24 protein-coding genes, 2 tRNA genes, 8 pseudogenes and 1 riboswitch are annotated in these 25650 nt (G+C 46.1%); of the genes and pseudogenes, 17 read left to right on the top strand and 17 right to left on the bottom strand.

Translation table 11 applies throughout. The features are described from left to right. Positions 1-60: 60 nt before the first annotated feature. Together BQ1619_RS03590 and BQ1619_RS03585 are read right to left on the bottom strand one after the other, a co-directional pair. Positions 61-432: a c-type cytochrome gene (locus BQ1619_RS03590; protein WP_114662313.1), complete on the bottom strand. Its 372-nt coding sequence runs from the start codon at positions 430-432 to the stop codon at positions 61-63. A 13-nt stretch (positions 433-445) separates the two neighbouring features. After that, positions 446-811, bottom strand: a complete 366-nt coding sequence (locus BQ1619_RS03585; protein ID WP_231968475.1) for a c-type cytochrome — start codon at positions 809-811, stop codon at positions 446-448. A gap of 171 nt (positions 812-982) precedes the next feature. Here BQ1619_RS03585 and BQ1619_RS03580 point away from each other — a divergent pair. The 3 genes and pseudogenes from BQ1619_RS03580 to BQ1619_RS03570 all read left to right on the top strand — a co-directional run bounded on the left by BQ1619_RS03580 (position 983) and on the right by BQ1619_RS03570 (position 3555). Then, a pseudogene (locus tag BQ1619_RS03580) lies at positions 983-1863 on the top strand (AAA family ATPase). Between the two features lie 25 nt (positions 1864-1888). Beyond that, positions 1889-3037, top strand: a pseudogene (locus BQ1619_RS03575) (vWA domain-containing protein). Positions 3038-3099: 62 nt separating this feature from the next. Continuing rightward, on the top strand, positions 3100-3555 hold the full coding sequence (locus BQ1619_RS03570) for a RidA family protein (RefSeq protein ID WP_114663494.1): 456 nt from the start codon (positions 3100-3102) through the stop codon (positions 3553-3555). 83 nt (positions 3556-3638) lie between these two features. Here BQ1619_RS03570 and BQ1619_RS03565 read toward each other — a convergent pair whose 3' ends face one another. Further along, the gene (locus tag BQ1619_RS03565; RefSeq protein ID WP_231968474.1) at positions 3639-3872 is read right to left on the bottom strand and encodes an NTP transferase domain-containing protein; all 234 of its coding nucleotides are present in this window, start codon (positions 3870-3872) and stop codon (positions 3639-3641) included. Positions 3873-3921: 49 nt separating this feature from the next. On the opposite strand from BQ1619_RS03565, the gene BQ1619_RS03560 reads away from it, so the two are divergent. Together BQ1619_RS03560 and BQ1619_RS10415 are read left to right on the top strand one after the other, a co-directional pair. Next, the gene (locus BQ1619_RS03560; protein WP_331851886.1) at positions 3922-4494 is read left to right on the top strand and encodes an XdhC family protein; all 573 of its coding nucleotides are present in this window, start codon (positions 3922-3924) and stop codon (positions 4492-4494) included. A gap of 29 nt (positions 4495-4523) precedes the next feature. After that, positions 4524-4724 (top strand): XdhC family protein, encoded by a 201-nt coding sequence (locus tag BQ1619_RS10415; protein WP_331851885.1) that lies wholly within the window; start codon positions 4524-4526, stop codon positions 4722-4724. 45 nt (positions 4725-4769) lie between these two features. On the opposite strand, the gene parC is transcribed toward BQ1619_RS10415, so the two are convergent. Next, the gene (parC, locus tag BQ1619_RS03555) at positions 4770-7235 is read right to left on the bottom strand and encodes a DNA topoisomerase IV subunit A (RefSeq protein WP_231968473.1); all 2466 of its coding nucleotides are present in this window, start codon (positions 7233-7235) and stop codon (positions 4770-4772) included. Continuing rightward, a complete protein-coding gene (locus tag BQ1619_RS03550) occupies positions 7235-9223 on the bottom strand; it encodes a DNA topoisomerase IV subunit B (protein ID WP_114662311.1) in 1989 nt (662 codons plus the stop codon). Before BQ1619_RS03550 ends, parC begins: the two co-directional genes overlap by 1 nt. 78 nt (positions 9224-9301) lie before the next feature. On the opposite strand from BQ1619_RS03550, the pseudogene BQ1619_RS03545 reads away from it, so the two are divergent. The 8 genes and pseudogenes from BQ1619_RS03545 (at position 9302) to BQ1619_RS10410 (ending at position 17339) form a co-directional block, all read left to right on the top strand. After that, a pseudogene (locus BQ1619_RS03545) lies at positions 9302-10438 on the top strand (CaiB/BaiF CoA transferase family protein). Between the two features lie 65 nt (positions 10439-10503). Next, a pseudogene (locus BQ1619_RS03540) lies at positions 10504-11663 on the top strand (MFS transporter). Positions 11664-11814: 151 nt separating this feature from the next. Then, positions 11815-11889, top strand: a tRNA-Arg gene (locus BQ1619_RS03535). 213 nt (positions 11890-12102) lie between these two features. Next, entirely contained in the window at positions 12103-12936 is an 834-nt protein-coding gene (locus BQ1619_RS03530) for an NUDIX hydrolase (protein ID WP_114662309.1), read from the top strand. Positions 12937-13010: 74 nt separating this feature from the next. Further along, a riboswitch (TPP riboswitch) is annotated at positions 13011-13116 on the top strand. 37 nt (positions 13117-13153) lie between these two features. Further along, positions 13154-15098: pseudogene (thiC, locus tag BQ1619_RS03525) on the top strand (phosphomethylpyrimidine synthase ThiC). Between the two features lie 120 nt (positions 15099-15218). Then, positions 15219-15701 carry an FAD-dependent oxidoreductase gene (locus BQ1619_RS03520; RefSeq protein ID WP_331851908.1) on the top strand — a complete coding sequence of 161 codons (483 nt, stop codon included), beginning with the start codon at positions 15219-15221 and terminating at the stop codon, positions 15699-15701. After that, positions 15659-16402: pseudogene (locus BQ1619_RS03515) on the top strand (thiazole synthase). The gene BQ1619_RS03520 and the pseudogene BQ1619_RS03515 overlap by 43 nt, the downstream one beginning before the upstream one ends. A 10-nt stretch (positions 16403-16412) precedes the next feature. Then, positions 16413-17339: pseudogene (locus tag BQ1619_RS10410) on the top strand (thiamine phosphate synthase). Positions 17340-17359: 20 nt separating this feature from the next. Here the strand turns inward: BQ1619_RS10410 and thiD are convergent. Together thiD and BQ1619_RS10235 are read right to left on the bottom strand one after the other, a co-directional pair. After that, the gene (gene thiD / locus BQ1619_RS10240) at positions 17360-17917 is read right to left on the bottom strand and encodes a bifunctional hydroxymethylpyrimidine kinase/phosphomethylpyrimidine kinase (RefSeq protein ID WP_269460068.1); all 558 of its coding nucleotides are present in this window, start codon (positions 17915-17917) and stop codon (positions 17360-17362) included. Beyond that, entirely contained in the window at positions 17862-18245 is a 384-nt protein-coding gene (locus tag BQ1619_RS10235; protein WP_269460067.1) for a bifunctional hydroxymethylpyrimidine kinase/phosphomethylpyrimidine kinase, read from the bottom strand. Before BQ1619_RS10235 ends, thiD begins: the two co-directional genes overlap by 56 nt. Before the next feature lie 21 nt (positions 18246-18266). On the opposite strand from BQ1619_RS10235, the gene BQ1619_RS03500 reads away from it, so the two are divergent. Together BQ1619_RS03500 and BQ1619_RS09670 are read left to right on the top strand one after the other, a co-directional pair. Beyond that, positions 18267-18342, top strand: a tRNA-Asn gene (locus BQ1619_RS03500). 81 nt (positions 18343-18423) lie between these two features. Continuing rightward, positions 18424-18828 (top strand): hypothetical protein, encoded by a 405-nt coding sequence (locus BQ1619_RS09670; RefSeq protein ID WP_231968472.1) that lies wholly within the window; start codon positions 18424-18426, stop codon positions 18826-18828. Positions 18829-18836: 8 nt separating this feature from the next. Here the strand turns inward: BQ1619_RS09670 and BQ1619_RS10600 are convergent. Continuing rightward, positions 18837-18998: pseudogene (locus BQ1619_RS10600) on the bottom strand (hypothetical protein); the annotation flags it as partial. Between the two features lie 516 nt (positions 18999-19514). On the opposite strand from BQ1619_RS10600, the gene BQ1619_RS03485 reads away from it, so the two are divergent. Then, complete coding sequence (locus BQ1619_RS03485; protein WP_114662304.1) at positions 19515-19961, top strand: hypothetical protein; 447 nt, start codon at positions 19515-19517, stop codon at positions 19959-19961. Positions 19962-20062: 101 nt separating this feature from the next. Beyond that, positions 20063-20368 carry a hypothetical protein gene (locus BQ1619_RS03480; RefSeq protein ID WP_114662302.1) on the top strand — a complete coding sequence of 102 codons (306 nt, stop codon included), beginning with the start codon at positions 20063-20065 and terminating at the stop codon, positions 20366-20368. Positions 20369-20465: 97 nt separating this feature from the next. On the opposite strand, the gene BQ1619_RS03475 is transcribed toward BQ1619_RS03480, so the two are convergent. The 9 genes from BQ1619_RS03475 to BQ1619_RS03440 all read right to left on the bottom strand — a co-directional run bounded on the left by BQ1619_RS03475 (position 20466) and on the right by BQ1619_RS03440 (position 25497). Beyond that, positions 20466-20951 carry a gluconokinase gene (locus tag BQ1619_RS03475; protein ID WP_114662300.1) on the bottom strand — a complete coding sequence of 162 codons (486 nt, stop codon included), beginning with the start codon at positions 20949-20951 and terminating at the stop codon, positions 20466-20468. Continuing rightward, entirely contained in the window at positions 20948-21826 is an 879-nt protein-coding gene (locus BQ1619_RS03470) for an SMP-30/gluconolactonase/LRE family protein (protein WP_114662298.1), read from the bottom strand. Before BQ1619_RS03470 ends, BQ1619_RS03475 begins: the two co-directional genes overlap by 4 nt. 16 nt (positions 21827-21842) lie before the next feature. Next, on the bottom strand, positions 21843-22748 hold the full coding sequence (gene gnd / locus BQ1619_RS03465; protein WP_114662296.1) for a phosphogluconate dehydrogenase (NAD(+)-dependent, decarboxylating): 906 nt from the start codon (positions 22746-22748) through the stop codon (positions 21843-21845). Between the two features lie 254 nt (positions 22749-23002). Next, positions 23003-23278 carry a diguanylate cyclase domain-containing protein gene (locus BQ1619_RS03460; protein WP_114662294.1) on the bottom strand — a complete coding sequence of 92 codons (276 nt, stop codon included), beginning with the start codon at positions 23276-23278 and terminating at the stop codon, positions 23003-23005. Next, the gene (locus BQ1619_RS03455) at positions 23275-23709 is read right to left on the bottom strand and encodes a PDC sensor domain-containing protein (RefSeq protein WP_114662292.1); all 435 of its coding nucleotides are present in this window, start codon (positions 23707-23709) and stop codon (positions 23275-23277) included. Before BQ1619_RS03455 ends, BQ1619_RS03460 begins: the two co-directional genes overlap by 4 nt. Positions 23710-23717: 8 nt before the next feature. After that, a complete protein-coding gene (locus tag BQ1619_RS03450) occupies positions 23718-24350 on the bottom strand; it encodes a PDC sensor domain-containing protein (RefSeq protein WP_114662291.1) in 633 nt (210 codons plus the stop codon). After that, on the bottom strand, positions 24347-24805 hold the full coding sequence (locus tag BQ1619_RS03445) for an HD-GYP domain-containing protein (protein WP_114662289.1): 459 nt from the start codon (positions 24803-24805) through the stop codon (positions 24347-24349). Before BQ1619_RS03445 ends, BQ1619_RS03450 begins: the two co-directional genes overlap by 4 nt. 3 nt (positions 24806-24808) lie before the next feature. Then, entirely contained in the window at positions 24809-24970 is a 162-nt protein-coding gene (locus BQ1619_RS08630) for a hypothetical protein (protein WP_162784587.1), read from the bottom strand. Further along, a complete protein-coding gene (locus BQ1619_RS03440; RefSeq protein WP_162784586.1) occupies positions 24964-25497 on the bottom strand; it encodes a hypothetical protein in 534 nt (177 codons plus the stop codon). Before BQ1619_RS03440 ends, BQ1619_RS08630 begins: the two co-directional genes overlap by 7 nt. Between the last annotated feature and the right edge of the window lie 153 nt (positions 25498-25650).

Below are 25650 nucleotides of genomic sequence, written 5' to 3'. Positions count from 1 at the left end.
AACAAAGGCTTAGAAGAATATCCTAAGCCTTTTGTTCTACTGTACAGACCCGGGGTAGGTTTATTTCTTGATCACCATGGTGCCTGGCAGAGACGCAATATACGCCGCCATGTCTTGTAGGTCTTGTTGAGAATACGCCTTGACGTCTGGCGTTCCTTGAACCTGAGATACCATGATGGCATTTACTCGCCCAAAGTTTGGGTTGGAGCCGCCAACTTGATATGCACGCAAGGCGTAATACAAGTAATCAGCTGGTTGCCCAGCGAGTTTTGGATATGCAGGAGCTACTGGGGCGTTTAAACCAGCTCCATGGCAAGAGGCGCAATTGCCCTTCTCGACCAATGCCTGTCCTTTTTCAATGCTTGCTGCATTGGCGACACTTGCCGAACCAAGACTTGAGAGCAAAGCCGCTGTAATTAGTGCAAATTTCATGAACGTGCCTCTTTCACTTCAATTGGTTATTTGGTGAGCTGGCAGTCTGCGCAGCATAGTATTCGCCGATATCGGCCATGTCTTGATCAGACAGACTAGCGGCGATAAAACGCATTGTTGGATGCTTGCGCTCGCCTTTTTTATACGCCGCTAATGCGCTGGCGATATAAGCGGCATTTTGACCACCCAACATTGGCACTCTGTAGGTGAGCGGGTAATCAGCGCGGTAGTCTGGAATGGAATGGCAACCTACGCAGAGCCAAACCTTGCCGTTACCTGCAGCCGAATTACCTTTAACTTCGTCGGCCTGCGCAGTAAATCCGGCAAAAGCCAGACCAGCACAGACGAATAAGCGTGAAAGAATGGAGAGTTTCTTCATAGGAATCGATTTTATGAGTTTGATTTAGATCAACTGATAAGAGTATAGCGGACTGATGCCCTCTTCTCCATGATCTGCGCCGTTCAGAGGCCAAAATCACTAGAAATACTGAAAAATTAGGTCCATTTACCTATGCTTAAAAGCTCTAAATACGATATTCAGAATCCATTCATGACCAAGCTCGCAACGAATTCCCCATCAAAATCCTCAGGTCGCTTTGAGGGCAGCCAAAGTGATGTCGCCACCGATGCCTAAAGCTAGCAGTCAATGCGGCCATGGCATTACAGCGGCCCCTTCTCATTAAAGGTGAACCCGGCACTGGCAAAACGATGTTGGCTGAGGAAGTGGCAGCAGCACTCAATATGCCTTTATTACAGTGGCACATTAAGTCAACCACAAAAGCGCAGCAAGGCTTGTATGAGTATGACGCAGTTAGTCGATTGCGCGATTCGCAATTGGGAGATGAAAAGGTAAAGGATATTCGCAACTACATTGCGAAAGGCGTCCCTTGGCAAGCATTCGAAGCAGAGCAACCCACCGTCCTTCTAATTGATGAAATTGATAAAGCCGATATTGAATTTCCAAATGACCTCTTGCGTGAAATTGATCGTATGGAGTTTTATGTATATGAGACGCGCGAGTTAATCAAAGCAAAACATCGCCCTCTAGTCATCATCACCTCAAATAATGAAAAAGAATTGCCAGATGCCTTTTTAAGACGCTGCTTCTTTCACTACATCACTTTCCCGGATGCGCAAACCATGCAAAGCATCGTGGATGTCCATCACCCCAATATCAAACAAGATCTTTTGAAATCAGCCCTAAAAGCCTTCTACCAGATCCGCGCCCTGCCTGGACTGAAGAAAAAGCCGTCCACGTCCGAACTGATTGATTGGCTCAATCTGCTATTAGCAGAAGACATCCCTCCAGAGGTATTGTTTAGTGATGATGACAAGATTGTGGTGCCGCCATTGCATGGCGCCCTTCTTAAGAATGAACAAGACATTCATTTATTTGAACGTCTTGTGATGATGAATCGCAATCATCGTTAGCGCATTCTTTTTTGCAATCCATACCATGCTGATTCAATTCTTTCTGCAGCTGAAAGAGGCCAAAGTGCAGTCTCTGTCAGAGAGTTTTTACTCTGCTAGAAGCCTTGAAATCTGGCGTCATTCACCCATCTATTGATGAGTTTTACCAACTCTCTCGAATGAGCTTAGTCAAAGATGAGCAGCACTTTGATCGCTTTGACCAAGTGTTTGATAGCTATTTCAATGGTGTAGAACAAATCATCGCCATTTCACCAGATATTCCATCGGAATGGCTAGAGAAGAAACTGCAACGGATTTTAACAGATGAAGAAAAAGCGGCGCTCCAAAAATTAGGCGGGCCTGAGGCCCTTAAAAAACGCTTAGAAGAATTACTCAAAGAGCAAAAGGAATGGCATGGTGGTGGAAACAAATGGATTGGGGCCGGCGGCTACCATCCTGAAGGCATTCGGATTGGCGGAGAAAGCGCGGGGAATCGTACCGCAATCAAAGTATGGGAAGCCCGCGAATTTAAAGATTACGACAGCCATCTCGCCCTAGGCACACGCAATATTAAAGTTGCCCTGCGTCGGCTGCGTCGTTTTGCCCGTGAAGGCTCCACACTAGAGTTGGATTTGGATAAAACCATCCAGTCAACCGCAGCCAATGCAGGGATGCTGGATATTCAGATGCGTCCTGAGCGCCACAATCAAGTCAAGGTACTCCTCTTAATGGATGTCGGCGGGTCGATGGACGATCACATCAAACAAATTGGTGAATTATTTTCTGCTGCCAAAGCAGAATTTAAGCACCTTGAGTACTATTATTTTCATCACTGCGTTTATGACAATCTATGGCAAAGCAATCGCCGTCGCAGAGACCAAGTCACGCCAACCCAAGAAGTGATCAACAAATATGGTCCGACTATAAACTGATTTTTGTAGACGATGCCACCATGTCCCCTTATGAAATTCTGAGTCCAAATGGTTCGGTGGAATACAACAATAGAGAGGCAGGCGCGATATGGATCAACAGCCTCCTAGATCACTTCCCACACTTTGCATGGCTCAACCCCGAGCCTGAATCCATCTGGCAATACCGCCAGTCCATCGACATTATGCGAAATTTAATGAAAGACCGTATGTATCCCGTAACCCTGAATGGACTGGAAAGTGCGATGCGCCAGTTATCCAAGTAATTTGCCAGTAAGATTTAGATTCATTCAAATTTCAAACCCATGACAACGATTGAGAGACCATGATGAGCACCATTGATAGCCGCCTAAAAACACTTGGCATTGATTTACCTCCGCCAGGACCTCCAGCAGCTGCATACGTCATGGCCGCCACTACGGGTAACACCGTTTTTGTCTCAGGGCACATTGCCAAGCGTGACGGGAAACCATGGGTCGGTAAGCTTGGTCAGAATATGGATACCGAAACTGGCAAAGCAGCTGCGCGTTCCATTACCATTGATTTGATTGCAACGCTTCAACATCATTTAGGCTCACTAGACAAAATCAAGCGCATTGTCAAAGTGATGGGCTTGGTAAATTCCACCAGTGAATATGCTGAACAGCATCTCGTCATTAACAGTTGCTCTGAATTGCTATTTGAAGTCTTTGGTGAAGCTGGAAAACATGCACGTAGCGCTTTTGGTGTAGCCCAAATTCCACTTGGAGCCTGCGTTGAAATCGAATTAATTGCAGAGATCTAAGTACTGCCGAGCATTCCATTTCGCAATATCTTCTAGGGCATCAACGCCTTCGACAAATGGTCTGTGATTAGAAACATAGGTTTTCACAAGCTCTGGATGAAGATCCAGATAAGCTCGACAGGTACCAATATTTCTTTGGGCTCGAGCGAGCTTAGTTCGATGCAGAAGGATTCCAGGAGCGTTCTCTCTCCTCTGCGCAGTAACGCTTTTGGAATTGACCCCATACGGATACCCTCACCAGCAGCCAATAGAACCACGGCGATCTTAGACTTTGGATTTAGCAAGTCAGACATAGTAGAAGTACGCGATGCACTCATTAGGGTGATAATAAATAAGAATCTTAAAAATAGATGAATTACGACTTCAATGAATAGTACTGACTTAAGCGTTCTTAAATCCGCAGTGAGTTGGCTACAGGCTGGACACCCTGTAGCAATCGCTACGATCGTTCAGACCTGGGGCTCCGCTCCCAGACCAGTTGGTTCCTGGCTTGCTATTCGTCAGGATGGGCAAGTAGCCGGCTCGGTATCTGGCGGCTGCGTTGAAGACGATCTCATTAGTCGCGTTCAAACGGAGATCTTAACGCGCTCTACCCCTGAAATGGTGGTGTATGGAGTGAGTCAGGAAGAAGCAGCCCGGTTTGGCCTGACTTCCGGTAGATCCACTTTAGATTCCGGTACACGGCTGGATGAATTTCTCTGCACCGATACCGAAATGCGAACAACGTATGGTCCTCGTTGGCGTATGGTTATTATTGGCGCCGGTCAACTTTCGCTGTACACCGCTGATTTTGCGCTAGCTTCGGATTTTGAAGTCATCGTCATTGATCCTCGCGATGAATATGCTGAAGGATTAGATCGACAGGACGTCACTTTTATCAAAGGCATGCCTGATGATGTCTTGCTCGAAATCGGGGTCGATCTCATACCGCAGTCGTAGCGCTGACTCATGACCCCAAGTTAGACGATATGGCGTTGATGGAAGCATTAAAGTCCCCTGCTTTTTATGTCGGTGCACTCGGCAGTCGTAAAAATACGCAAAAACGTAAAGAGCGATTACTGGAGTTTGATCTCAACCAAGAGCAAGTGGAACGCCTGCATGGGCCCGTAGGTCTGTACTCGGCGCTCTCACCCCACCCGAAATTGCGGTATCGATCCTGGCGGAAGTGATTGCTGTGAAGTACGGCATTCCCGTACCTCAGAAAACCTAATTAATCAATTTGCCTTGAGCTTGCCGTCTTTAAGACGTGGCTCGACGAAGTGGCCTTTACGAGCACGATTTCCAGCAAACGACTTTAAGGTTTTGGCATCAAAACTTAGTTCTGTCGGTTTGCCCGCTCTACCAGCGCCTGAATAGATTGCCCCATTGGGACCCACTGCAATCGCGGATGCCATAAATTCTTTGTCATCCAATCCCATTAATATCACGCCCTTACCGCCAGTCGGCAAACGTTTTAGCTCGTCTAATGGGAATACTAATAACTTTGATGCTTGCGATAAACACGCAACCTGCTTCATACCGACTTCAACCTTGGTGGCATCAAGTGGTGCGTCACCTGGAACCTTGGCGTCAATCGTAATAAAAGACTTTCCAGCCTTATTGCGGGTACTCATATCCGCAACATTCGCCAAGAAGCCATAACCCGCTCTAGTCGATAGCAACACCAAATCATCTGGCTGACCGGCGTAGTAGGCAACCATTTGCGATCCAGCCGCCAAGTTCACAAAACTCGTCAATGGCGATCCATCGCCACGTGCCCCAGGCAATTCACTCACGGGTACCGTATATACGCGACCATCACTACCAAAGCCCTGCATCACGTCTACAGTGCGAACTTCAAACGTTGCATATAACGAGTCGCCCGCCTTGAAGCTAAATTGCGTTGGATCATGCTCATGACCTTGCCTTACACGCACCCAACCCTTTTGAGAAACGATCACCGTGACTGGCTCATCAATGACTTTGGTCTCGGCAACTGCGCGCTTGTCTTCTTGTATTAAGGTGCGACGATCATCACCAAAATCTTTCACATCCGCTTCGATTTCTTTGATGATGCGCTTACGTAAGACAGTATCACTTTGGAGTAAGCCCTCAAGGTCATCCCGTTCAGATTTCAACTCTTTAAGCTCTTGCTCAATCTTGATACCTTCTAGACGGGCCAACTGACGTAAACGAATATCCAAGATGTCTTCGGCTTGGCGGTCGGTCAACTTGAACTCTTTAATTAAATCCGCCGTAGGTTCATCACTGTTACGGATGATCTTTATCACATTATCGATATTGAGAAGAACGGTTAAGCGCCCTTCCAAGATATGCATCCGATCTTTCACTTTTCCTAAACGGAACTGTGTGCGACGAGTCACTGTGGTGACGCGGAACGCAATCCACTCAGCAATAATGTCTTTGAGACCTTTTTGACGTGGGCGCCCATCATTACCAATCATCACCAAGTTCATCGGCGCATTGGATTCAAGTGAGGTATGCGCCAACAATAAATTGATGAACTCATTGACATCGATATTTTTACTCTTGGGCTCAAACACCAAACGTACTGGCGCATCCTTACTAGACTCATCTCGCACTCCATCAAGCACATTCAGGATGGTGGATTTGAGATTATTTTGCTCAGGTGTTAGGGTTTTCTTGCCGACCTTCACCTTTGGATTCGTTAACTCCTCAATCTCTTGCAAGACTCGCTGAGAGGATGCCGATGGAGGTAATTCATTGACGACGACTTGCCACTGGCCGCGAGCCAATTCCTCGATAGACCAACGGGCACGCACCTTTACACTTCCACGACCGGTTTCATAGATTTGGGCAATTTCTGGTGCTGAAGAAATAATCTGTCCGCCACCTGGGTAATCTGGGCCAGGCATGATCTCCAGTAACTCAGCCGTCGTTAGTTTTGGAGACTTCATTAAAGCAATCGCCGCATTACCTACTTCACGAAGGTTATGCGAAGGTATCTCAGTGGCCATACCCACTGCGATTCCAGATGCGCCATTGAGCAACACAAAGGGTAAGCGCGCAGGCAATAATTTAGGTTCCTGGAAGGAGCCGTCGTAGTTCGGAGCAAAATCGACGGTACCCTCATCAATTTCGCTTAGTAACAAACCTGCAATTTTGGTTAGGCGCGCTTCGGTATAGCGCATGGCCGCTGCGCCATCGCCATCTCGCGAGCCAAAGTTTCCCTGCCCGTCAATTAATGGATAGCGCAGCGAAAATCCCTGCGCCAAACGCACTAAAGCATCGTAAGCCGATTGATCGCCATGGGGATGAAATTTTCCCAATACATCGCCGACTACTCGAGCACTCTTTACCGGTTTGGCATCAGCTCGTAGACCCATTTCATTCATCGAGAACAGAATGCGACGTTGCACTGGTTTTTGGTCATCCGCCACTTCAGGTAGTGCTCTACCTTTGACGACGCTGATCGCATAGTCCAAATAGGCGCGCTCAGCATATATCGCCAAGGTCAAACTGTCTTTGTTATCTTCGTTCAGATCCAGCGTTTTTGGATCATGTGGATCGCGAGGACCGTTTGCCCCGTTCGATGCATTACCAGCCTTTAATTCCGGCGTCTCCGAAACCTCAGTGATCTCGATTTCGTCGACGGTCGACGCAAACAAGTCTGTTTGCTCAGCAATAGGTTTTTTGGTTGGTGTTTTTCTCGTTGCCATTAAATATCTGCCTCAACTTCATTGCCGCGCTCTTCTAGCCAGTCACGACGAGCACCGGACTCCGATTTACCCATCAGCATATCCATCGTTTTAAAGGTTTCATCTTCGGTCCAGGAGCCCAAAGTAACCGGTAGTAAGCGACGAGTATCGGGATTTAATGTTGTATCCCACAACTGCTCTGCACTCATCTCACCCAACCCCTTAAAGCGGGAGATTTGCCAGGCGGATTCTTTTAAACCGTCTTTACGCAATTTATCTTCAATCGCTTGCAACTCACTCGCATTCAAGGCGTAAATTTTTTGGGCGGGCTTTTTACCTCGCGCAGGTGCGTCAACCCTAAACAAAGGCGGCCTAGAGATGTGCACATGGCCTAACTCGATTAATTTCGGGAAATGCTTATAGAACAACGTTAGCAACAGCACCTGTATGTGGGCACCATCAACGTCCGCATCCGAAAGAATGCAAACCTTACCGTATCGAAGATTGGATAAATCAGGATCATCATTCGGTCCATGCGGATCCACGCCAATGGCGACAGCAATGTCATGCACTTCATTGTTCGCAAACAAGCGATCGCGTTCTGTTTCCCAAGTATTCAGGACCTTGCCGCGCAAAGGCAGGATTGCCTGATATTCTTTGTTGCGTCCCATTTTGGCTGAGCCACCGGCAGAATCGCCCTCAACCAAGAAAATTTCATTCTGCGCAATATCTTCGCTTTCGCAATCAGTGAGTTTTCCGGGCAAAACCGCCACGCCGGAGGATTTTTTCTTTTCAACTTTTTGTCCTGCACGTGTTCTAGCTTGTGCCTGTTTAATGACGAGATCAGCAAGCTTACGACCATAGTCAACGTGCTGATTGAGCCAAAGCTCTAGGGCCGATTTTGCATAGCCGGAAACTAAACGAACTGCATCACGTGAATTAAGACGTTCTTTAATCTGTCCTTGAAATTGGGGATCCAATACCTTAGCGGACAAAATAAATGAAGCACGAGCAAAGACGTCTTCAGGCATGAGTTTCACACCCTTAGGTTGTAATGCATGCATTTCGATAAAGCCTTTAACTGCATTAAAGAGGCCTTCACGCAAACCACTCTCATGCGTTCCACCAGCGGGCGTCGGGATGAGGTTCACATAACTCTCACGCACAGGAACACCATCTTCTGTCCAGCTTACCACCCAAGCCGCGCCTTCGCCTTCAGCAAACGCATCATCTTCGCCTGCGCCAGTAGCATGTTGTTCCCCTTCAAATGGCGGAATCACCTCTGCGCCATGACCCGCCTGAGCGATGGCTTCATTGAGGTAGCCACGTAGGCCCTGGGCGTATTGCCATGTCTGGGTATCTCCACTCTTTTCTTGAATCAGAGTGACTTTGACGCCAGGCAACAGCACTGCCTTAGAACGTAATAGGCGAATGAGATCGGCCATAGGAATGGCCGAACTATCAAAGTATTTGCCATCGGGCCATGCACGCACTCGCGTACCATGCGATTTATCTTCTTTGGAAGAAGGTTTCGACTTCAGTTTTTCAATGACCTTGCCATCGGCAAATGTCAAGGTTGACACTTGGCTATCTCTCCAAACCGTCACTTCTAAGCGTTTCGATAGCGCATTCGTAACAGATACACCAACGCCATGCAAACCGCCTGAGAATGCATAAGCACCGCCGGTGCCCTTCTCAAATTTGCCACCAGCATGCAATTGTGTGAATACGATTTCAACTGCGGGTAATTTTTCGGTGGGATGCATTCCCACTGGAATGCCACGACCATCATCTTCGATGCTAACACTACCATCGGTATGCAAGGTGACAATAATTTGCTTGCCGTAACCACCTAAGGCTTCATCGGAGGCGTTATCCAAGACTTCTTGGATGATGTGCAATGGGTTATCGGTTCGGGTGTACATACCAGGCCGCTGGCGGACTGGCTCCAGTCCTTTGAGGACCTGAATCGACGATTCGCTGTATTCAGAAGTTTTACGGGTAGCCATGCGCGGAAATTGTAGTCATGTCTGAGGTGTGCCAAGGATTTTCCTGTAATCCCCTGCCATCCATGCCAAAATTGGGGCATGGGAGCCTTAAGTCATATTCGTGTTTAGACCTTAGCCGAGTACTTGCTGGCCCCTGGTGCGCCCAGAACCTAGCCGATTTGGGTGCAGATGTGATTAAAGTCGAAAGACCCGGTGCGGGTGACGATACCCGCCACTGGGGTCCGCCGTTTGCAAAGAATGGGGATGGCGTGGAAACTGAAGAATCCGCCTACTTTATTTGCATTAACCGTAATAAACGCTCGATTACCGTCGACATCAGCAAACCTGAGGATCAAGACATTATTCGGCAATTGGCCGCCGAATCGGATGTGATGATTGAAAATTACAAAGTCGGTGATCTGGCCAAGTATGGACTTGACTATGAAAACCTGAAAAAGGTTAAGCCCGATTTAATTTACTGCTCAATCACGGGATTTGGGCAAACGGGCCCCTACGCACATCGCCCTGGTTACGATTTCATTATTCAAGGCATAGGCGGCTTCATGAGTGTGACCGGAGAAGCAGATGACTTCGAAGGTGCCAGCCCACAAAAATCTGGGGTTGCGATTGCCGATATCTTCACGGGAATGTAGGCCTCGACTGCCATTTTCGCTGCGGTGATTCATCGTGATCAGACAGGTGAGGGTCAATACATTGACATGTCTTTGCTAGACACTCAAATCGCCGTGATGGCCAACGTCTCCAGCGCGTATTTATGCTCAGGAGAGGTGCCTCGTCGCTGGGGCAATGCTTCGCCCATTATTGTTCCTTACCAAACATTTCCCACATCGGATGGTTGGATGATCGTAGCCTCAGGCAACGATAGCCAGTTTCGCCACTTTGTTACTGCAGGCGGAGAACCTCAACTCGCGGATGATGCGCGCTTCTTGACTAATCCTGATCGCGTCATGCACCGTAAACAACTCATTCCCTTGCTTGAAGTAATGACGCGCAAGAAGAATGAGCAGGTGATTGCCAGAAATGTGCAAATTGATGTGCCCACCCAACAGTCGGCACCATGAAGTTGGTTGCCAGTCCCATGCGACTCTCCAAAACACCAACAGAAGTTCGGATGGCACCCCCACTCTAGGCCAACATACTGATGAAGTCTTGCAAGACGATCTTCATCTCGATGCATCTGCCATCGCCAAACTTCGGCACAAAGGAGTGATCTAGTAACTTCAACGAATGCTTCTTTGTCGATAAAACAGGTTCTCATTTTTGGCGGGCTGATCGTGACCATGTCCATGGGGATTCGGCATGGCTTTGGCTTATTTAATCTCCCCATCACCATGGCTAACGGTTGGGGTCGAGAGACCCTTGCCCTCACAATTGCCTTGCAAAACTTGATTTGGTGCGGTGCAACCCAATTACTGGGGCTCTGGCGGATCGCTATGGTGCTTTCAAGATCATGATTGTGGGTGGCGCACTGTATGCGCTTGGCTTAGCAGGCATGGGCATATCCAGTGATGCACTCAATTTCACGATCGCCGGCGGATTACTTATTGGATTAGCGCAAACCGCAACGACCTATAGCGTGGTGTACGGAATTCTGGGGCGCAACGTTCCTGCGAACAAGCGTGTCTGGGCCATGGGAATTGCGGCTGCTGCAGGATCGTTTGGCCAATTTCTGATGATTCCAGCAGAACAAGGGCTATTGAGTGCATTTGGGGCACAAGATGCCTTACTCCTGTTAGCGTTGATGGCAAGCCTGATGATTCCCACGGCATTCATGTTGCGCGAGAAAAATTTTGCATATCACCATTCCTTAGGCGATCAAACGATTAAAGAGGCTCTAAAAGAGGCAATCGGTAACCCAAGCTTTCGGCTGTTAACACTGGGTTATTTCGTCTGTGGTTTTCAGGTGGTGTTTATTGCCGTACATTTGGCACCCTACCTTAAGGATCTCTCGGCGAGTTATCCATCCGCGGGCTCACCTGCGGTTGCGACGACTGCGTTAGCCCTGATTGGATTATTTAATATCTTTGGCACCTACAGTTCTGGATATCTCGGTCAACGTTTTCCGAGGCGGTATTTACTCTCTGGAATTTATTTGAGCCGAGCATTTGCCATTACCGAATTCTTATGGATCCCCCCTAGCCCACTAAGCACATACGTTTTTGCGGCCATCATGGGCTTTCTCTGGCTTTCTACTATTCCACTAACCAATGGCTCGTTGCACAAATTTTTGGTGTGAAATATCTAACCATGCTCTCAGGTCTTGTCTTTTTCTCCCATCAATTAGGAAGTTTTTGTGGACCATTTCTAGGTGGCTATTTATTCGACCGTACAGGGCTCTTATCTGGTCGTTTGGCAAATTGCTATCGCTCTAGGTATATTTGCATTCTTAGTAAACCTGCCTGTAAAGGAGCCTGCGATTACTCGAGTAGCTAATGCTTAGAACAAGATCTTCCACTCTCTGGAAAATTATCGGGTATGGATTTGCGTGCTTCGCACTCATTCTGATTTTTTCAGCGTACTATGCTCCCGATACGGTGGTTGCACTGACCAATCAAGTATGGGCGCTTTGTGGTTGGTAGTAAATAGCTCATCTCGCCGTAGCACAATGGATAGTGCACATGCCTCCTAAGCGTGGGATACAGGTTCGATTCCTGTCGGCGGGACCAACAACTCTTTCAGAGTTATCCACAGCCATTGTGGATAAATCGGCAAAAGTTTTCGTAAGTCGCAGATTTGTATAGAGCGACCTGGCTTGCCCAAATAATCAGCAGCAAGTCCACCATCCAGTTGTGCATTTGCAAATAAAAACTTTTCAGTTTTATGGTAGGCAGATTGATATATCACTGCTAATTGACGCAAGTTCCCTTACACTCCCAAATATGCCGACCTTATCCACCAGCACCATGGCTGCCCTAGAGGAGATGCTCCAAAATACAGCGCGCCCAGCTCCTGCCGATTTCATGCCCATTTTTTTTGTGCGTGGTGCAACGGAACAGCAAATCATTGGTCACTTCAACCCAGAATTCATTTCCTACTTACAGGATGCGCTTAAAAAGCATTCCATTCCGCTCATCTCCATCGGAAGTGATCGTCTCTCCATTCATCTAGGCAAACCTAGGGAACTTTCAGCAAGCTTGAATCAATTGGCAAATATATTGCGTCTTGGTGGATATATTCCGGGTTGGCGAAACGAGGAGTTTGCCTGGGTCGATCAAAATGGACACAAATATTTTCGCTTAGAGCGTGCTGCATTTCGCACCTTTGGCTTTCGCAGCATGGCAACGCACATTAACGGTTACACGAAAAGTAATACGATTTGGTTAGGTAGACGCAGTGAAAATAAACCAACCGATCCAGGCCAGTTAGATAATCTTGCCGCTGGCGGTATTAGTGCCGATGAAACACCATGGATTAGCGCTCGTCGTGAGCTCTGGGAGGAAGCTGGTGTCCCCGCGCAGATTTCGGATGAAATCGAACCGGTAGGACGGATACACATGCGTCGTCCCCTTCCAGGAAGGGGTTTTCATGACGAACGGCTCTTTATTTATGACTTGGAGCTAACGGATAACTTTATCCCCACCAACCATGATGGCGAAGTCAGCGGATTTATCGAGGTTTCCTATGCAGAAGCTGCGGCCCGCATTCTTGCCGATGAATTTACGAGTGATGCCGCGTTTGTGACAGCAGACTTCATTTTGCGTCACAATAAGTAGTCCTTATTGCCCGTCAAATGACTGGATAGCAGATCTTGATTGGGGTCATGCCTAGCGTGGTTAAATCCCCCTTAAGGATGAAACAGGGGTGCCCTTTTGCAGTTTTGATAAAAGGCGTTGAGAAAGACCCTCGAACCCGATCCAGGTAATGCTGGCGTGGGGAGTTACATCAGACCAACACCCGGTTTCGTCCATCGAACATTATTCGGAGATGGACATGAGCACAGGTCATTCAAAAACCAAACATGGAATTCCAAGCTTAAAAAGCTTAGAGCGTGACTTCGGTCAAAAATTTGCATACCCTGCTTCTACTAAAACGTATCTTCAAGGATCGCGTGCTGATATCAAAGCGCCGGTTCGCATGATTGAACAACTTCCCACTCGTGTTGGCGAAGAATTGGTTCCCAATCCTCCGGTTCCAGTATACGACACATCCGGTCCTTATAGCGATCCTGAAATTGTGATTAATCTCGAAAAAGGGTTGCCACGTTTACGAGATTGCGTGGATTCAGGAACGCAATGACACTGAACAACTCGCTGGTCCTAGATCTGAATACGGTGTAGCATGATCAAAAGATGAAGCAACCAAAAACTTACGCTTTGCGCACATCAGCGCATCGCGGGTGGCAAAGGCAGGACATAACGTCAGCCAAATGCATTACGCCCGCAAAGGCATCATTACGCCAGAAATGGAATATGTTGCCTTGCGTGAGTCCATGGGCTTAGAGCAACCGCGCAAAGACCCTGCGTACAAGCAATTACTGAAACAGCACCCCGGTAAGGGCTATGGCGCAAACTTGCCAGAGGTTATTACGGGCGAGTTTGTACGCTCGGAAATTGCTGCAGGACGGGCCATTATTCCTGCCAACATTAATCACTCCGAACTCGAGCCAATGATTATTGGTCGCAACTTCCGCGTCAAGATCAACGGCAACCTGGGTAACTCCGCCGTGACCTCTTCCATTAATGAGGAGGTTGAAAAGATGGTATGGTCCATCCGCTGGAGTGCAGACACCAGCATGGATCTTTCTACGGGTAAACATATTCATGAGGCGCGTGAGTGGATTATTCGAAACTCCCCCGTACCAATTGGTACCGTTCCAATTTATCAAGCGTTGGATAAAACTGGTGGTATCGCCGAAGATCTCGCCTGGGAAACGTTCCGCGATACGTTGATTGAACAAGCCGAACAAGGTGTGGATTACTTCACCATTCATGCTGGCGTTTTGTTGCGATATGTACCACCGACGGCAGATCGCATCACGGGTATTGTCTCGCGTGGCGGCTCCATCATGGCCAAGTGGTGTCTGGCGCATCACAAAGAAAACTTTCTCTATACGAAGTTTGATGAAATTTGCGAGATCATGAAAACCTACGACGTCTCCTTCAGTTTAGGTGACGACTTGCGTCCTGGCTGTATTGCCGACTCCAATGATGCCGCTCAGTTTGGCGAACTGCATACCTTGGGTGAATTAACTGCCAAGGCCTGGAAACACGACGTCCAAGTCATGATTGAAGGCCCTGGTCACGTCCAATGCAACGTATTGAAGAAAACATGACGGAAGAACTGAAGCATTCTTGGAAGCACCGTTTTATACGCTAGGACCACTGATTACGGATATCGCACCAGGTTATGACCACATTACTAGTGGTAATGGTGCAGCGCAAATTGGTTGGTATGGCACCGCAATGTTGTGCTATGTCACCCCTAAAGAGCATTTAGGCTTGCCCGATAAGGAAGATGTGCGTGAAGGCATCATCCCTACAAGATCGCGGCTCACGGCGCTGACTTAGCCAAGGGTTTGCCTGGTGCGCAGGTGCGCGATAACGCCCTCTCCAAAGCACGCTTCGAGTTCCGCTGGGAAAATCAATTTAATCTTGGCTTAGACCCAGAGCATGCCCGCGAGTATCACGACGCGACCCTACCCGCTGAAGGTGCGAAGATTGCGCACCTCTGCTCAATGTGCGGACCGAAGTTCTGTTCGATGAAAATCACCCAAGAAATGCGTGACTATGCGGCTAGCTTAGATACAGATGGCAATCCTACCCAAGGAGGCAAAGTGATCCTGATCGCACAAGCGACAGATGCTGCCAGCGCAGCTAAGGGCGTGGAAGAAATGTCTGCAGAGTTCCGCAAACGCGGAAGTGAGATTTACCAGTAGCATCATGAGTTCAGGCAGCCCCATGAATAGCAGATATGCAATTGTTGGCGCCGGCCTCATGGGTCGGTTGTTGGCGGTTGCCCTTGCTCGTTGTGGGGCTAAGCTCGTTGTGGGGCTAAGATTGATCTTTATGATCAGGGAGATTCAAATGCTGATGGTGCTGCAGCGCGCATTGCTGCTGCAATACTGGCGCCACTCGCAGGATCTGCCATTACCGAAGATTCTGTGGTGCGCATGGGCACCTACAGCCTACCTCGATGGAAAGAGCTGATTGATACATTGTTAAAGCCTATATTTTTTCAACAAGATGGCACCTTAATTTTGTGGCATCGGCAAGATGCCCATGAGGCAGCGCGCTTTACCAGTCACTTAGAGACGAACTGTCGCCACAATCCACTATTAAGCCTCCCTCAAAAACTCGATAGCGCTCAATTGCGAACTATAGAGCCTGGTGTAGCAGATCGCTTTACCCAGGGATTGTTGTTGCAGAACGAGGGTCAACTCGATAATCGTCAGTTGCTAGATGCACTACTAAGTGAGCTGCAAATTTTGAAGGTGAAGTGCTATTGGGAGCCTCGCGCTATCCTTCACCACAAGTACTAGAAGATGCGGTAGAGACCTCTCGTCCAGCCATGATTACGGTCAGTCTGCGCCGTCATGGCACTAGCACTACCGAAGCACACAACGGATTTTGGGATTTACTCAAAAAAATGGCAGTGCCCGTTTTACCAAATACTGCTGCTGTCATAGTCCACAAGAAGTCATCACCACTGCGCATATGGCACGCGAAGTCTTTGAGACCGATTGGATTAAATTGGAACTCATTGGTGATGATTACACCCTGCAACCCGATACCCTACGTCTCGTACAAACTGCTGAGATACTGATTAAAGAGGGTTTTAAGGTATTGCCGTATTGCACTGAAGATTTAATTTTGTGCCAACGTTTAGTGGATGTTGGTTGCCAAGCGGTAATGCCATGGGCTGCGCCAATAGGCACTGAACAGGGTCCTACTTAACCCATACGCCATGAAGTTACTGCGCGATCGTTTGAACGTACCACTCATTGTGGATGCTGGTCTGGGCTTACCTTCCCACGCATGCGCCGTTATGGAATTGGGTTTTGATGGGGTGTTACTCAATACTGCAGTGGCACTATCAAATGATCCCGTTGCTATGGCAAAAGCATTTGCTACCTCTGTCGAAGCAGGCCGTACCGCCTATCTCTCTGGCGCAATGAAGCCTCAAGAATCTGCGCAAGCCATCACCCCCTTAGTGGGCAAACCATTTTGGCATCAAGCCTAAGGACTAGGACATGAGCCTCATACGCGACCTTGCCGATCAAATCATCCAAGCTCATCAAAATGATGATTTATGTATTCCAATTCCGCCATTTTCGATGAGCTCTCCTTCGCCGCAGATTGACAATGAAGCCGCGGCCGATCACTATGAAATGGCGGGCGGCCTTGCAGCAGTGGAAATGGGTTTTATCGAAGCAGATGCCAAGGTGCTTGGTAAGGCATGGTCTCGCATGACCACACAGGATGGCGGCTTTAACCCCTTTAAATGGCCTAGCAGGCTTGAGCACTTTGATTTGTTGCCATGGACTCGCAATATGAATCCCAATGCGTTTAAAGAATGTCCGAAGCGCCTTGGGCTAAATGGCGTAATGCCCGATGTGGATTGGGTAAAACGGATGGTTGATGCGGAACTTCCTACTGTGCAATTACGTTTCAAAGCAGAAGATCGTTTCAAAATTCGTCGCCAGATTAAAGAAGCGGTGAATGCGACACAAGGTAGCAAAACCTTGCTCTTCATTAATGATTATTGGCAAGAAGCGATTAACGCGGAAGCTTACGGTGTTCACCTAGATCAACAGGATCTTGAAACCGCCGACCTTGAAAAGATTCGGGATGCTGGCTTGTGATTAGGCATTAGCACGCATGGCTATGCCGAGATGGCTTATGCCGATCGCTTTTGTCCCAGTTATAGTGCAATGGGTGCTATCTTTGCTACCACCCTCAAAAAGATGCCAACAGCACCTCAGGGACTAGGAAGACTTTACCAATATGCCAAACTCATGAGTCACTACCCATTAGTCGCAATTGGCGGTATTGATCAAGAGAGTATTCATGCGGTAGCTAAAAGTGGCGCTGGGTCAGTTGCTGTTGTTCGAGCAATTACACAGGCCAAAGACCCTAAAGCTGCTGTGCAACACCTTCAAGCACTGATGCAGGCATAAGCTCTAAATCAGGGTTGTTATTACCGATCTTTTTCATCCAACAAGGCTGTTGGATAGAAATCATGCATATGCCATAAGGGCCCAGGACCATCGCCAATGCTCAAGAAACGCCCTGCTTCTAAACCCGCCTCCACATAGGCAATGGCTTTAGCAACAGCGTGGGTCAGATCGTGATCATCGGCTAGATATGTAGCGATCGCCGATGCAAGCGAACAACCCGTACCGTGTGTGTTCGGAGTATTAACGCGATAGTGTTTAAATTCTTTCGTTTGAATAACTTCCAGATTATCTTCAACAGAACGCCACATCAAGTAATCGGTAATTTGGGTATGCGTAGCATCTAGATGGCCGCCTTTGATCAGGACTTCTTGTGGACCCATGTCCAACAATTCGTGTGCGGCTGATTGGAAATCCTCCGGACCCAGAATGTCACAGCCTAACAATAAAGAAGCTTCATCTAAATTTGGTGTGATCAACGTTGCTATGGGAAACAAATGCGCGATCATCGCTTGAGCAGTATCGTCACCACCAAAACTTGCGCCAGAAGTTGCACATAGATAGCACAGGATCCAGAACAATCCGTTTGATGCCATGCTTACGCAGGCTGTGTGCGACCGTTTTCACAATTTCTGGGCTCGCCAACATGCCAATCTTGACAATATCTGCGCCAATGTCTGTCAATACGGCATCGATTTGTGCCTCAACCACCTCTACAGCAACATCCTGAATACGCGACACCCCGAGGGTATTTTGAGCAGTAATCGCCGTGATGACAGACATGCCATAGCCGCCCAGTGCGGTGATCACCTCGAGATCGGCCTGAACCCCTGCCGCTCCACCACTGTCAGAGCCAGCAATGGTCAGTACTTTAGGGATCTCTATGGAAGTGGGAAGTAGTGATTGCATCTTGCTACAATGTCGGCTTATTCCTCGATAGCTCAGTCGGTAGAGCGCCGGACTGTTAATCCGTAGGTCCCTGGTTCGAGCCCAGGTCGAGGAGCCAAATACCTTATAGTAACGGGGCTTTTAAGACTCCCACTTTAGTCCGCTGGTGAAAAAGCGGTCACCTAAATTGGAGTTAAAAATGAATCGTTACGAGTCTTTAGATGTTCCGTTTGCGAGCTTGTCGGTGATTTCCGGCACCACAAGTCCTAAAACAAGCCTTACCGCCCTTTCTGAGGGTAACGGCAATATCACCATCTCCCAAGCAATTAATGCCTACATGGCCTGCTATCAAGGCAATGATAAGTCGCTTGCTCAGCGTATTGCTTGTTGGCAAGTGAAACTTGGGACCCTCCCCTTAAATGAGGTTGATGAGGATCACATCTTCTTTGCGATTGAAGAGCTTTCTAATAACTCCTATAAGCCTCAAGACTTATTAATGAATCTAAGCTTTTTTGTGTTTGACTCATTTATTGCACCAAATGTTGTAGTAACGGACACTTTGGCTTTCTTAAGGGCCTGCTTCCATCTATCCTCATGGTTATAAGGCCTATCAGGCATTCTCTTTGAGGCAAAAATGTGTTGATTCAGGGGCTGTTCAAATTTCATCATTTCTTCAATGATTGTTGGCAGTAAAGGTAAGGTCTTACGGTTTCCGTTTTTTGTAATGGCTAAATACGCTTCCCCTCTCTCAAGATTGATATCTGACCATCGCAATCCTTTGAGCTCACCCTTGCGAGCTCCGGTTGTAATGCCCAGAACGTTAACAGATATAGTTTTGACTCCCTGCAAGCTTGCAAAAGAGCATGTCGTTCACTATCGCTTAAGAAGCGAACAATTTCATTGTTTTCAGGTCTACGCTCAATTGCTTTGCGAGGGTGCTCCCAGCGTTTAGGTGCGATTCGTCTTTTAATGCACCATGTAAACAATGCACTAATAGCTGCTGCGTAGCGATTAATTGTTGCTGGAGCATACGGTTTATTTTTGGATTTAAAGATCGATTTGCCATCAGCATCCTTACCGGCATAGTAACGAGCATGCTTATGGGCGAAGCCACATCTTCCCCAGCCTTTCCAGGCTGCACAATGGTTTATTCAAAAAAACAAACCATTCCTCATAAAAAATTCAGCCTTATTAATGCCTGCTTGACGAGTTTTGATTAACTAGGAGTGTTTTGACTATGCAGTCATAGAGATTGGAAAAATTCATATTCAGAATTCAAAAAGGTTTTGAATGCACAACAATTTCCGCAAACCATCCTCACAAAAAGTTACTGAATTTCTAGCTAAACAAGGCCCATTTGACCTTGCAGTGACAGTAAACCTAAAGAAGAGGCACTCCATTCATCAAATAAATAACTCTATAGAGCAAGCGGAGAAATCAGGACATTGGCTTAGAAAGCGGCTAAATGAAAGAATACTCAAACGAAAATATCGAGTTGGATATGAGCGATTAAATTCAATCTGCTGTGTCGAAAAAGGTGACATTGAAAAAAGGCTTCACCTTCACTTAGCACTAGGAATACCGACTCATATTGAGCGATCTGAATTTATCGGCAATCTAATGAAAATTCACAAAAAGATGGATTGGGCTTATGGGGAGGTTCATCTATCACCGTATCTAACTAATGGATGGATTGAATACATTAGCAAAGAAGGTTTTGATTCGGTTCTACTGTAGGGCCCATGATGCTTTGTTGGTATTGGCAGGTTGCCGTACCATTTTTTAATCATAAAGACCCAAATCTTTATTCCCCTACTACACCCCAAATAAGGTAAGACATGGCTGGCGCACCTATAGGAAACCATAATGCTCAAAAAGGAAGAATGTGGAATGATGCCTTAAGGAAAGCAATAGCCCAAGATGACGGAAAACGATTAAGAGCCTCTATAGAGAAACTGCTTGACTTGGCTTCTCGTGGTGAGCCTTGGGCAATTAAAGAGCTTGCAGACAGATTAGATGGCCGACCCAAACAAACCAATATCTTAGAGACTACTGATGAGCCTATAACAGACATCAAAATAATATTTGTATCGCCTGATGGAAGGGAATCGGAGAAGATAGGTGCATTGGAAATGCCTAATTAAATCAACCTAGTATCAATTAAGTTAAATAAGCAGCTAAAAAGTCATGTTCATCATCGGAGTATTCATCCAAGTCTAAATCAACTTAAATATATTATTCTTATACTAGCTTGCAAAAAATTTCCTCAACAATATCTTGGGTGGATTTGCTGGCATCCAATTCAATAAAATTTTCTTTTGGCTCCTCCAATATTGCTATTTGGGAGAATAATAGTTTTGGATTAAAAAAATGATTTTTCCTCTCGGACTGTCTTCGCTCAAGTAAGGAAATATCAGCCTTGAGATAGATTATTAGGTAACTCTCAATATTGCTGAGCAACGATTTTCTATAAGAATCTTTTAAAGCTGAACATGCTAAAACAATATTTTTGCTGTTCATGGTGGCTTTAATTAATTTAGAATTTAATTTCGCTAACCATGGCTCTCTATCCTCATCTGTTAAGGGAATTCCTTTCGCCATCTTGGAAAGATTAGATTCAGAGTGAAAGCTATCGGCATCTAAAAAAATGGCATCAAGTCGAGAAGCCAAATTTAGCCCAGTAGTTGTTTTTCCACAGCCACTCACACCCATCACTAAATAAATCATGAAATTTCAGCTATATATTGATTGCTGAGACGGCCAGAGACAGTTGAATCATAGACAAATAACCCCCCGGACAATGGTGCATTCATTAGCTCGGCAGAAGATAAACCGTAGCTAGCAGAGGTGATAAAGAGACTTGAAAGATTTGCCCCTCCAAAAGCCAAAGAAGTTGGCCTTGGTACAGGTAAATTAACCACCTTATCGATAGACCCATCTAGCGCATATCTAGTTACTCGCCATCCATCCCAATGTGCGCTCCAGACAAATCCCTGGCCGTCTACAACTAAACCGTCTGGAAATCCATCATCCTCAGGAATTTTTACAAACATTTCTTTGTTGCCGATAGTTCCACTTCCCAAATCAAAATCATAGATATAAATAGCTCTATTGACACTATCAGTAAAATACATTTTTTTGGAATCAGGACTCCAATCAATTCCATTTCCAATTACAAAATTTGAATCCACTATTTCTGGTGCAGTAGTTGGGGATACCTTCCAAAGCCGCCCTGATGAGCTGACTTCTTTATTGTCCATGGAGGCAACCCAAAGTCTACCAGCGCCATCACATTTACCATCATTTGGCCTGTTTGTGAGAATATCGCTATCGATAGTGCAAAAGAATGCATATTCTTTAACGGTGAAATCTACAAATGCAAGTCCACTTTGCATAGCCGCAACGATACCTCCACCCCGCTTTAAAACAATGCATCCAATCTCTGATGGGGTGGGAATAGTCTCAAAAAGACTATTCGAAATACAAAACCTATTAATGGACATTTTTTTAGTGTCAATAAAATAAATAGATTGATCAACCGGACTCCAAACGGGAGACTCACCAAGCAGACAATTTGAATTGAGGGCTAAATTTAAGGACATTTAATAATACAGAGCTTCATTTTTTATGAATTTTATGCCCACCAAATGCATTTCTCATAATGGATAAGATCCTGAATCCAAAATTAAAGTTATTTTGACTCTGGAAACGTGCATTAAGGGCCTGCGAAATCACGGGTGTTGGTATGCCTTGCTCTATTGCTTCAATTGCAAACCACCTGCCCTCACCAGAGTCAGGCACATATGGCAAAACCTCATCTAAGTTAAGATTTGAGTGAATTCCTTTAGAGAGCATGTCTAGCAACCATGAGCGCACCACAGAACCATGGCGCCATAACTCAACCAACTTTCCTGTATCTATTGCAAATTGTCTCTTTGATTGAGTCAATTCCAGGCCCTCAGCAAAAGCCTGCATCATTCCATATTCAATACCGTTATGAATCATTTTTGCAAAATGACCAGCCCCCAATGGCCCCAAATGACTCCAACCATCCGAGCCATTTGTTGAAAGGGCATTGAATATCGGACTGAGCTTTAGGGCTATTTCGGATTCACCACCAACCATAAGGCAATAGCCATCATTCAAACCCCAAATACCCCCTGATACACCGACATCAATGAAGTTAAAACCCTTATTAATTAATTCCAGACCTCTTCTTTGGGTATCCTTGTAATATGAATTTGCGCCATCCAAAATAATGTCACCGGCAGATAAGATTGATGACAATTCAAGAATTACATCCTCAGTCTGAAAACCACTTGGAAGCATTAGCCAAACAATCCTAGGCGATGGTAGCGACTCAACTGCCTCTGTAAGCGAATTAGCAATTTCGAAGTTTTTATGTGGCAAATTCTCAGGGGATGGTGAAGCTATATCGAAACCAGCTACTGAAATTCCGGAAAGGGATAGTCTAGTAGCCATATTAAGCCCCATTTTCCCCAAACCAATAATGGCAATCTTCATCCTCAATCCCTTGTTGATTTATAAGTTCAAACTATATTCAAAAATCCACCAAATAAGTGTCATTTAATTAATAAATAGTGTAGATTCGATTTTAATAGAGTCTAGATGGTGTCTGTTAATCCGTAGGTCCCTGGTTCGAGCCCAGGTCGAGGAGCCAAATAAGTAGAGTTCCTAAAGCAATTTAGGGGCTTTTTCTTTTTTGCCCCCCTTAATTAGACGAGCAAAAATACCCCTTGCCAACATATAAATAAGGATTAGATTAGGTCTCTCGTAATAGATTCCGTAGTTTGATGACTGTAGACGCGCACTGCATTCTTTCCAGAAGATTTCGCGCCATACATTGCCATATCGGCATTATTCGTCAATTCCGTCTCGTTAACTCCATGATCAGGATAAATTGCTATACCAATACTGCCGCTGGTATGAATCAATATACCGTCAATATGAAATGGAGTTTGCAAAGATTTCAGTATCTTTTGAGCCACATTCAAAGCATGTCCATCCGCGCTGAGCTCAGGCAAGATAATCACAAACTCATCTTTCTATTGGGAAGTTTTGTCAAAGGATCATGGTGAGCACAATATTGGTTCTCGGTATTACTTCGGTAGGTAGTCAGGAAAAAATATGTGCCGGAAAATAAAGCAATGGGACTTAATGCCGTGGCAATAAATACGCCAATGGCATTTCGATCCCAGCCAGCTAAATAAATGGCTTCAGGCTCTACTGCGCCAACGATAAACGGGTAACCTTCCACTGCTCGACAAGAAATCATACGCGGTACAGGGGTTTCATTTCCCCTTGAAAACCCGGCACCACTCGTAAAAATGGTGCCATCGTTAATGTCCTTATTTGCCAAAGACTGATTTATAAATGTATTGGTGTTTACCTTGCCCAAAGCATCAACAACCAGAGGCCAGCGGGTTAACAGCGTCTTGTCATTTCGATGGAGGGAAATTGCCACACCATCACCTAAATTTTTACCAATACGCTCATATAAAGTGGAAAAGACCTCTGCTGAAACCCCACCAATACAAGTCCTAAAAATTGATTGTTGAGGCCATTAACGCGTTTCGCCAAGTAGAAGACCCATTTACCATTGCCCTTGTTACGGACGGGCAAACTGCAATAGGTAAACTGATCATTATTGGCACTGAGGTACTTGAAATAATCACGATCTGCGAGGTTGATATCTGGAGCAGGAAATGAGCGTGAAAAGTTTAAAACTTTGCCATCGTCTGCAACAAAGGTTGAAACATCTAAAACGGAGTTGGATTGAGTGCGATCCTTGAGTAATTCAAACCGCTTCTTGCTGGTTGCAAATTCTCGAAACGCTTTTTCAGTTGATATTCGCTCAAGCTGAATCGTATCCATGATGCTATTTAAGGCGGTATTTGCTAAAAAGATCGTTTGCGCGGTATGCTCTGCCAAAATAACCGTTAAATTGGACAACTCCTCAGAATGATTGTCGATACTGTTTTGACGCAATAAGTATGCAGATAACGAGGCATTAACACAGAAAATGATTGCCAATATAAAAGCGGTGACCAGAATAATTCTGGAGTTACGACGAATATTGGAGCTCAATTCATAACTAATGGTCATGCGGCATCTCTATAAGCTTGGGAAATCTCAATAAATTTGTCTTGATCCATTAGAAAGGCCTCTACCACCGCAGGATCAAAACGAATGCCCTTAAGACGTTGAATTTCTTCGCAGGCCATTTGGTGTGTCCATGCATCTTTGTAAACACGCTCACTAATTAAGGTGTCATAGGTATCCGCCAGAGACATAATTCTCGCTGGCAAAGGAATATCAAGCCCCCGCAAGCCTCGAGGATAAGCACTGCCATCCCAGTTTTCATGATGGCAGCCCGCTATACCGATCGCATCCTCCAGAACAGAGGTGTGCTTAATATCCCCAATTAGGGTTGCCTTTAATACCTGTTCACCCAAAACAGCATGAGTCTTCATTACATGCCACTCATCCTCAGTCAGAGATCCCTGCTGTTTGAGAATTGAATCGGGAATGCCAACCTTGCCAATATCGTGTAATGGCACCGCTCAAGTAATGTCCTCAATTAAATCATCAGAGAGCTCGTCGCTGTATTGATTCATAGAGCGTAGCCGCTTTGCAATGGTTTCAACATACTTCTTGGTTCGCACAATGTGATTGCCAGTCTCGTTATCGCGAACCATTGAGAGGGAATTGAGGCTATTTAACAAGCCGTCCTCAATGGCGTAGGCACTTTTTTGTGCTCTTGCATTAATTTTTCAAGATAGTAATTGGCAATTAATATGCACACCATCATAGTTGAGGGGCCGGCAATTACCCTTAGACCAAACCCCAAAATTTCTTCCTGAAATAGGGATGGAAGGGTTGCGATTTCTTGGAAGTACATAATTACTGAACGACTTCCTCTAGCAAGCAACTGCACTGTATCAGCAAGCATGATTAGCTTAAGCTGATGGGAAGCATCGGATTTACTCAACCCATAGAGAACGCTGATCTGCCAAATAGACGCGACCGATATTGCCAGATTCATCAAATGAATCCGATCATTGGTACTTCCATAATTGAGAAGATACAAGTAAACCGATGCAATAAAAGTAAACCAAAGCGCTGCAAAGGCTTGCTTTGATCTCGTTATAGTGCCGCTCCATGCGCTAAATAACAAGCAGATGCACAAGGCGCCTACGAGCAGCATGAGATTGGCAATAAATAAATTCAACTTGCCAAGCAAGGAAGTCAAAAAAGGCTCAGAGATGAGGTTGCATAAGCCACAAGCCTAAGTGGCTAGTAGTTAATACTAAATTGATCGTTTAGCTTCTGCCGACCCCAATATAGGGGTGTCAGCAAGCCAATAAAAGTGCTGAAGAATAATGCAAAATAAAATGTTTGGTTC

The organism is Polynucleobacter necessarius, assembly GCF_900095195.1.
GTDB lineage: Bacteria > Pseudomonadota > Gammaproteobacteria > Burkholderiales > Burkholderiaceae > Polynucleobacter > Polynucleobacter necessarius_G.
The sequence above is the reverse complement of the archived record's forward strand: the minus strand, read 5'-3'. Positions and strand labels throughout refer to the sequence as shown.

Coding starts and splice junctions, on each gene's coding strand:
- BQ1619_RS03590 (WP_114662313.1), bottom strand. CDS start 432: ATGAAATTTGCACTAATTACAGCGGCTTTGCTCTCAAGTCTTGGTTCG.
- BQ1619_RS03480 (WP_114662302.1), top strand. CDS start 20,063: ATGGCTGGCGCACCTATAGGAAACCATAATGCTCAAAAAGGAAGAATG.
- BQ1619_RS10235 (WP_269460067.1), bottom strand. CDS start 18,245: ATGCAATCACTACTTCCCACTTCCATAGAGATCCCTAAAGTACTGACC.
- parC (WP_231968473.1), bottom strand. CDS start 7,235: ATGGCAACGAGAAAAACACCAACCAAAAAACCTATTGCTGAGCAAACA.
- BQ1619_RS03470 (WP_114662298.1), bottom strand. CDS start 21,826: ATGTCCTTAAATTTAGCCCTCAATTCAAATTGTCTGCTTGGTGAGTCT.
- BQ1619_RS03450 (WP_114662291.1), bottom strand. CDS start 24,350: ATGACCATTAGTTATGAATTGAGCTCCAATATTCGTCGTAACTCCAGA.
- BQ1619_RS10415 (WP_331851885.1), top strand. CDS start 4,524: ATGGCGTTGATGGAAGCATTAAAGTCCCCTGCTTTTTATGTCGGTGCA.
- BQ1619_RS03570 (WP_114663494.1), top strand. CDS start 3,100: ATGAGCACCATTGATAGCCGCCTAAAAACACTTGGCATTGATTTACCT.
- BQ1619_RS03530 (WP_114662309.1), top strand. CDS start 12,103: ATGCCGACCTTATCCACCAGCACCATGGCTGCCCTAGAGGAGATGCTC.
- BQ1619_RS03560 (WP_331851886.1), top strand. CDS start 3,922: ATGAATAGTACTGACTTAAGCGTTCTTAAATCCGCAGTGAGTTGGCTA.
- BQ1619_RS09670 (WP_231968472.1), top strand. CDS start 18,424: ATGAATCGTTACGAGTCTTTAGATGTTCCGTTTGCGAGCTTGTCGGTG.
- BQ1619_RS03485 (WP_114662304.1), top strand. CDS start 19,515: ATGCACAACAATTTCCGCAAACCATCCTCACAAAAAGTTACTGAATTT.
- BQ1619_RS03550 (WP_114662311.1), bottom strand. CDS start 9,223: ATGGCTACCCGTAAAACTTCTGAATACAGCGAATCGTCGATTCAGGTC.
- BQ1619_RS03585 (WP_231968475.1), bottom strand. CDS start 811: ATGAAGAAACTCTCCATTCTTTCACGCTTATTCGTCTGTGCTGGTCTG.
- BQ1619_RS03565 (WP_231968474.1), bottom strand. CDS start 3,872: ATGAGTGCATCGCGTACTTCTACTATGTCTGACTTGCTAAATCCAAAG.
- gnd (WP_114662296.1), bottom strand. CDS start 22,748: ATGAAGATTGCCATTATTGGTTTGGGGAAAATGGGGCTTAATATGGCT.
- BQ1619_RS03475 (WP_114662300.1), bottom strand. CDS start 20,951: ATGATTTATTTAGTGATGGGTGTGAGTGGCTGTGGAAAAACAACTACT.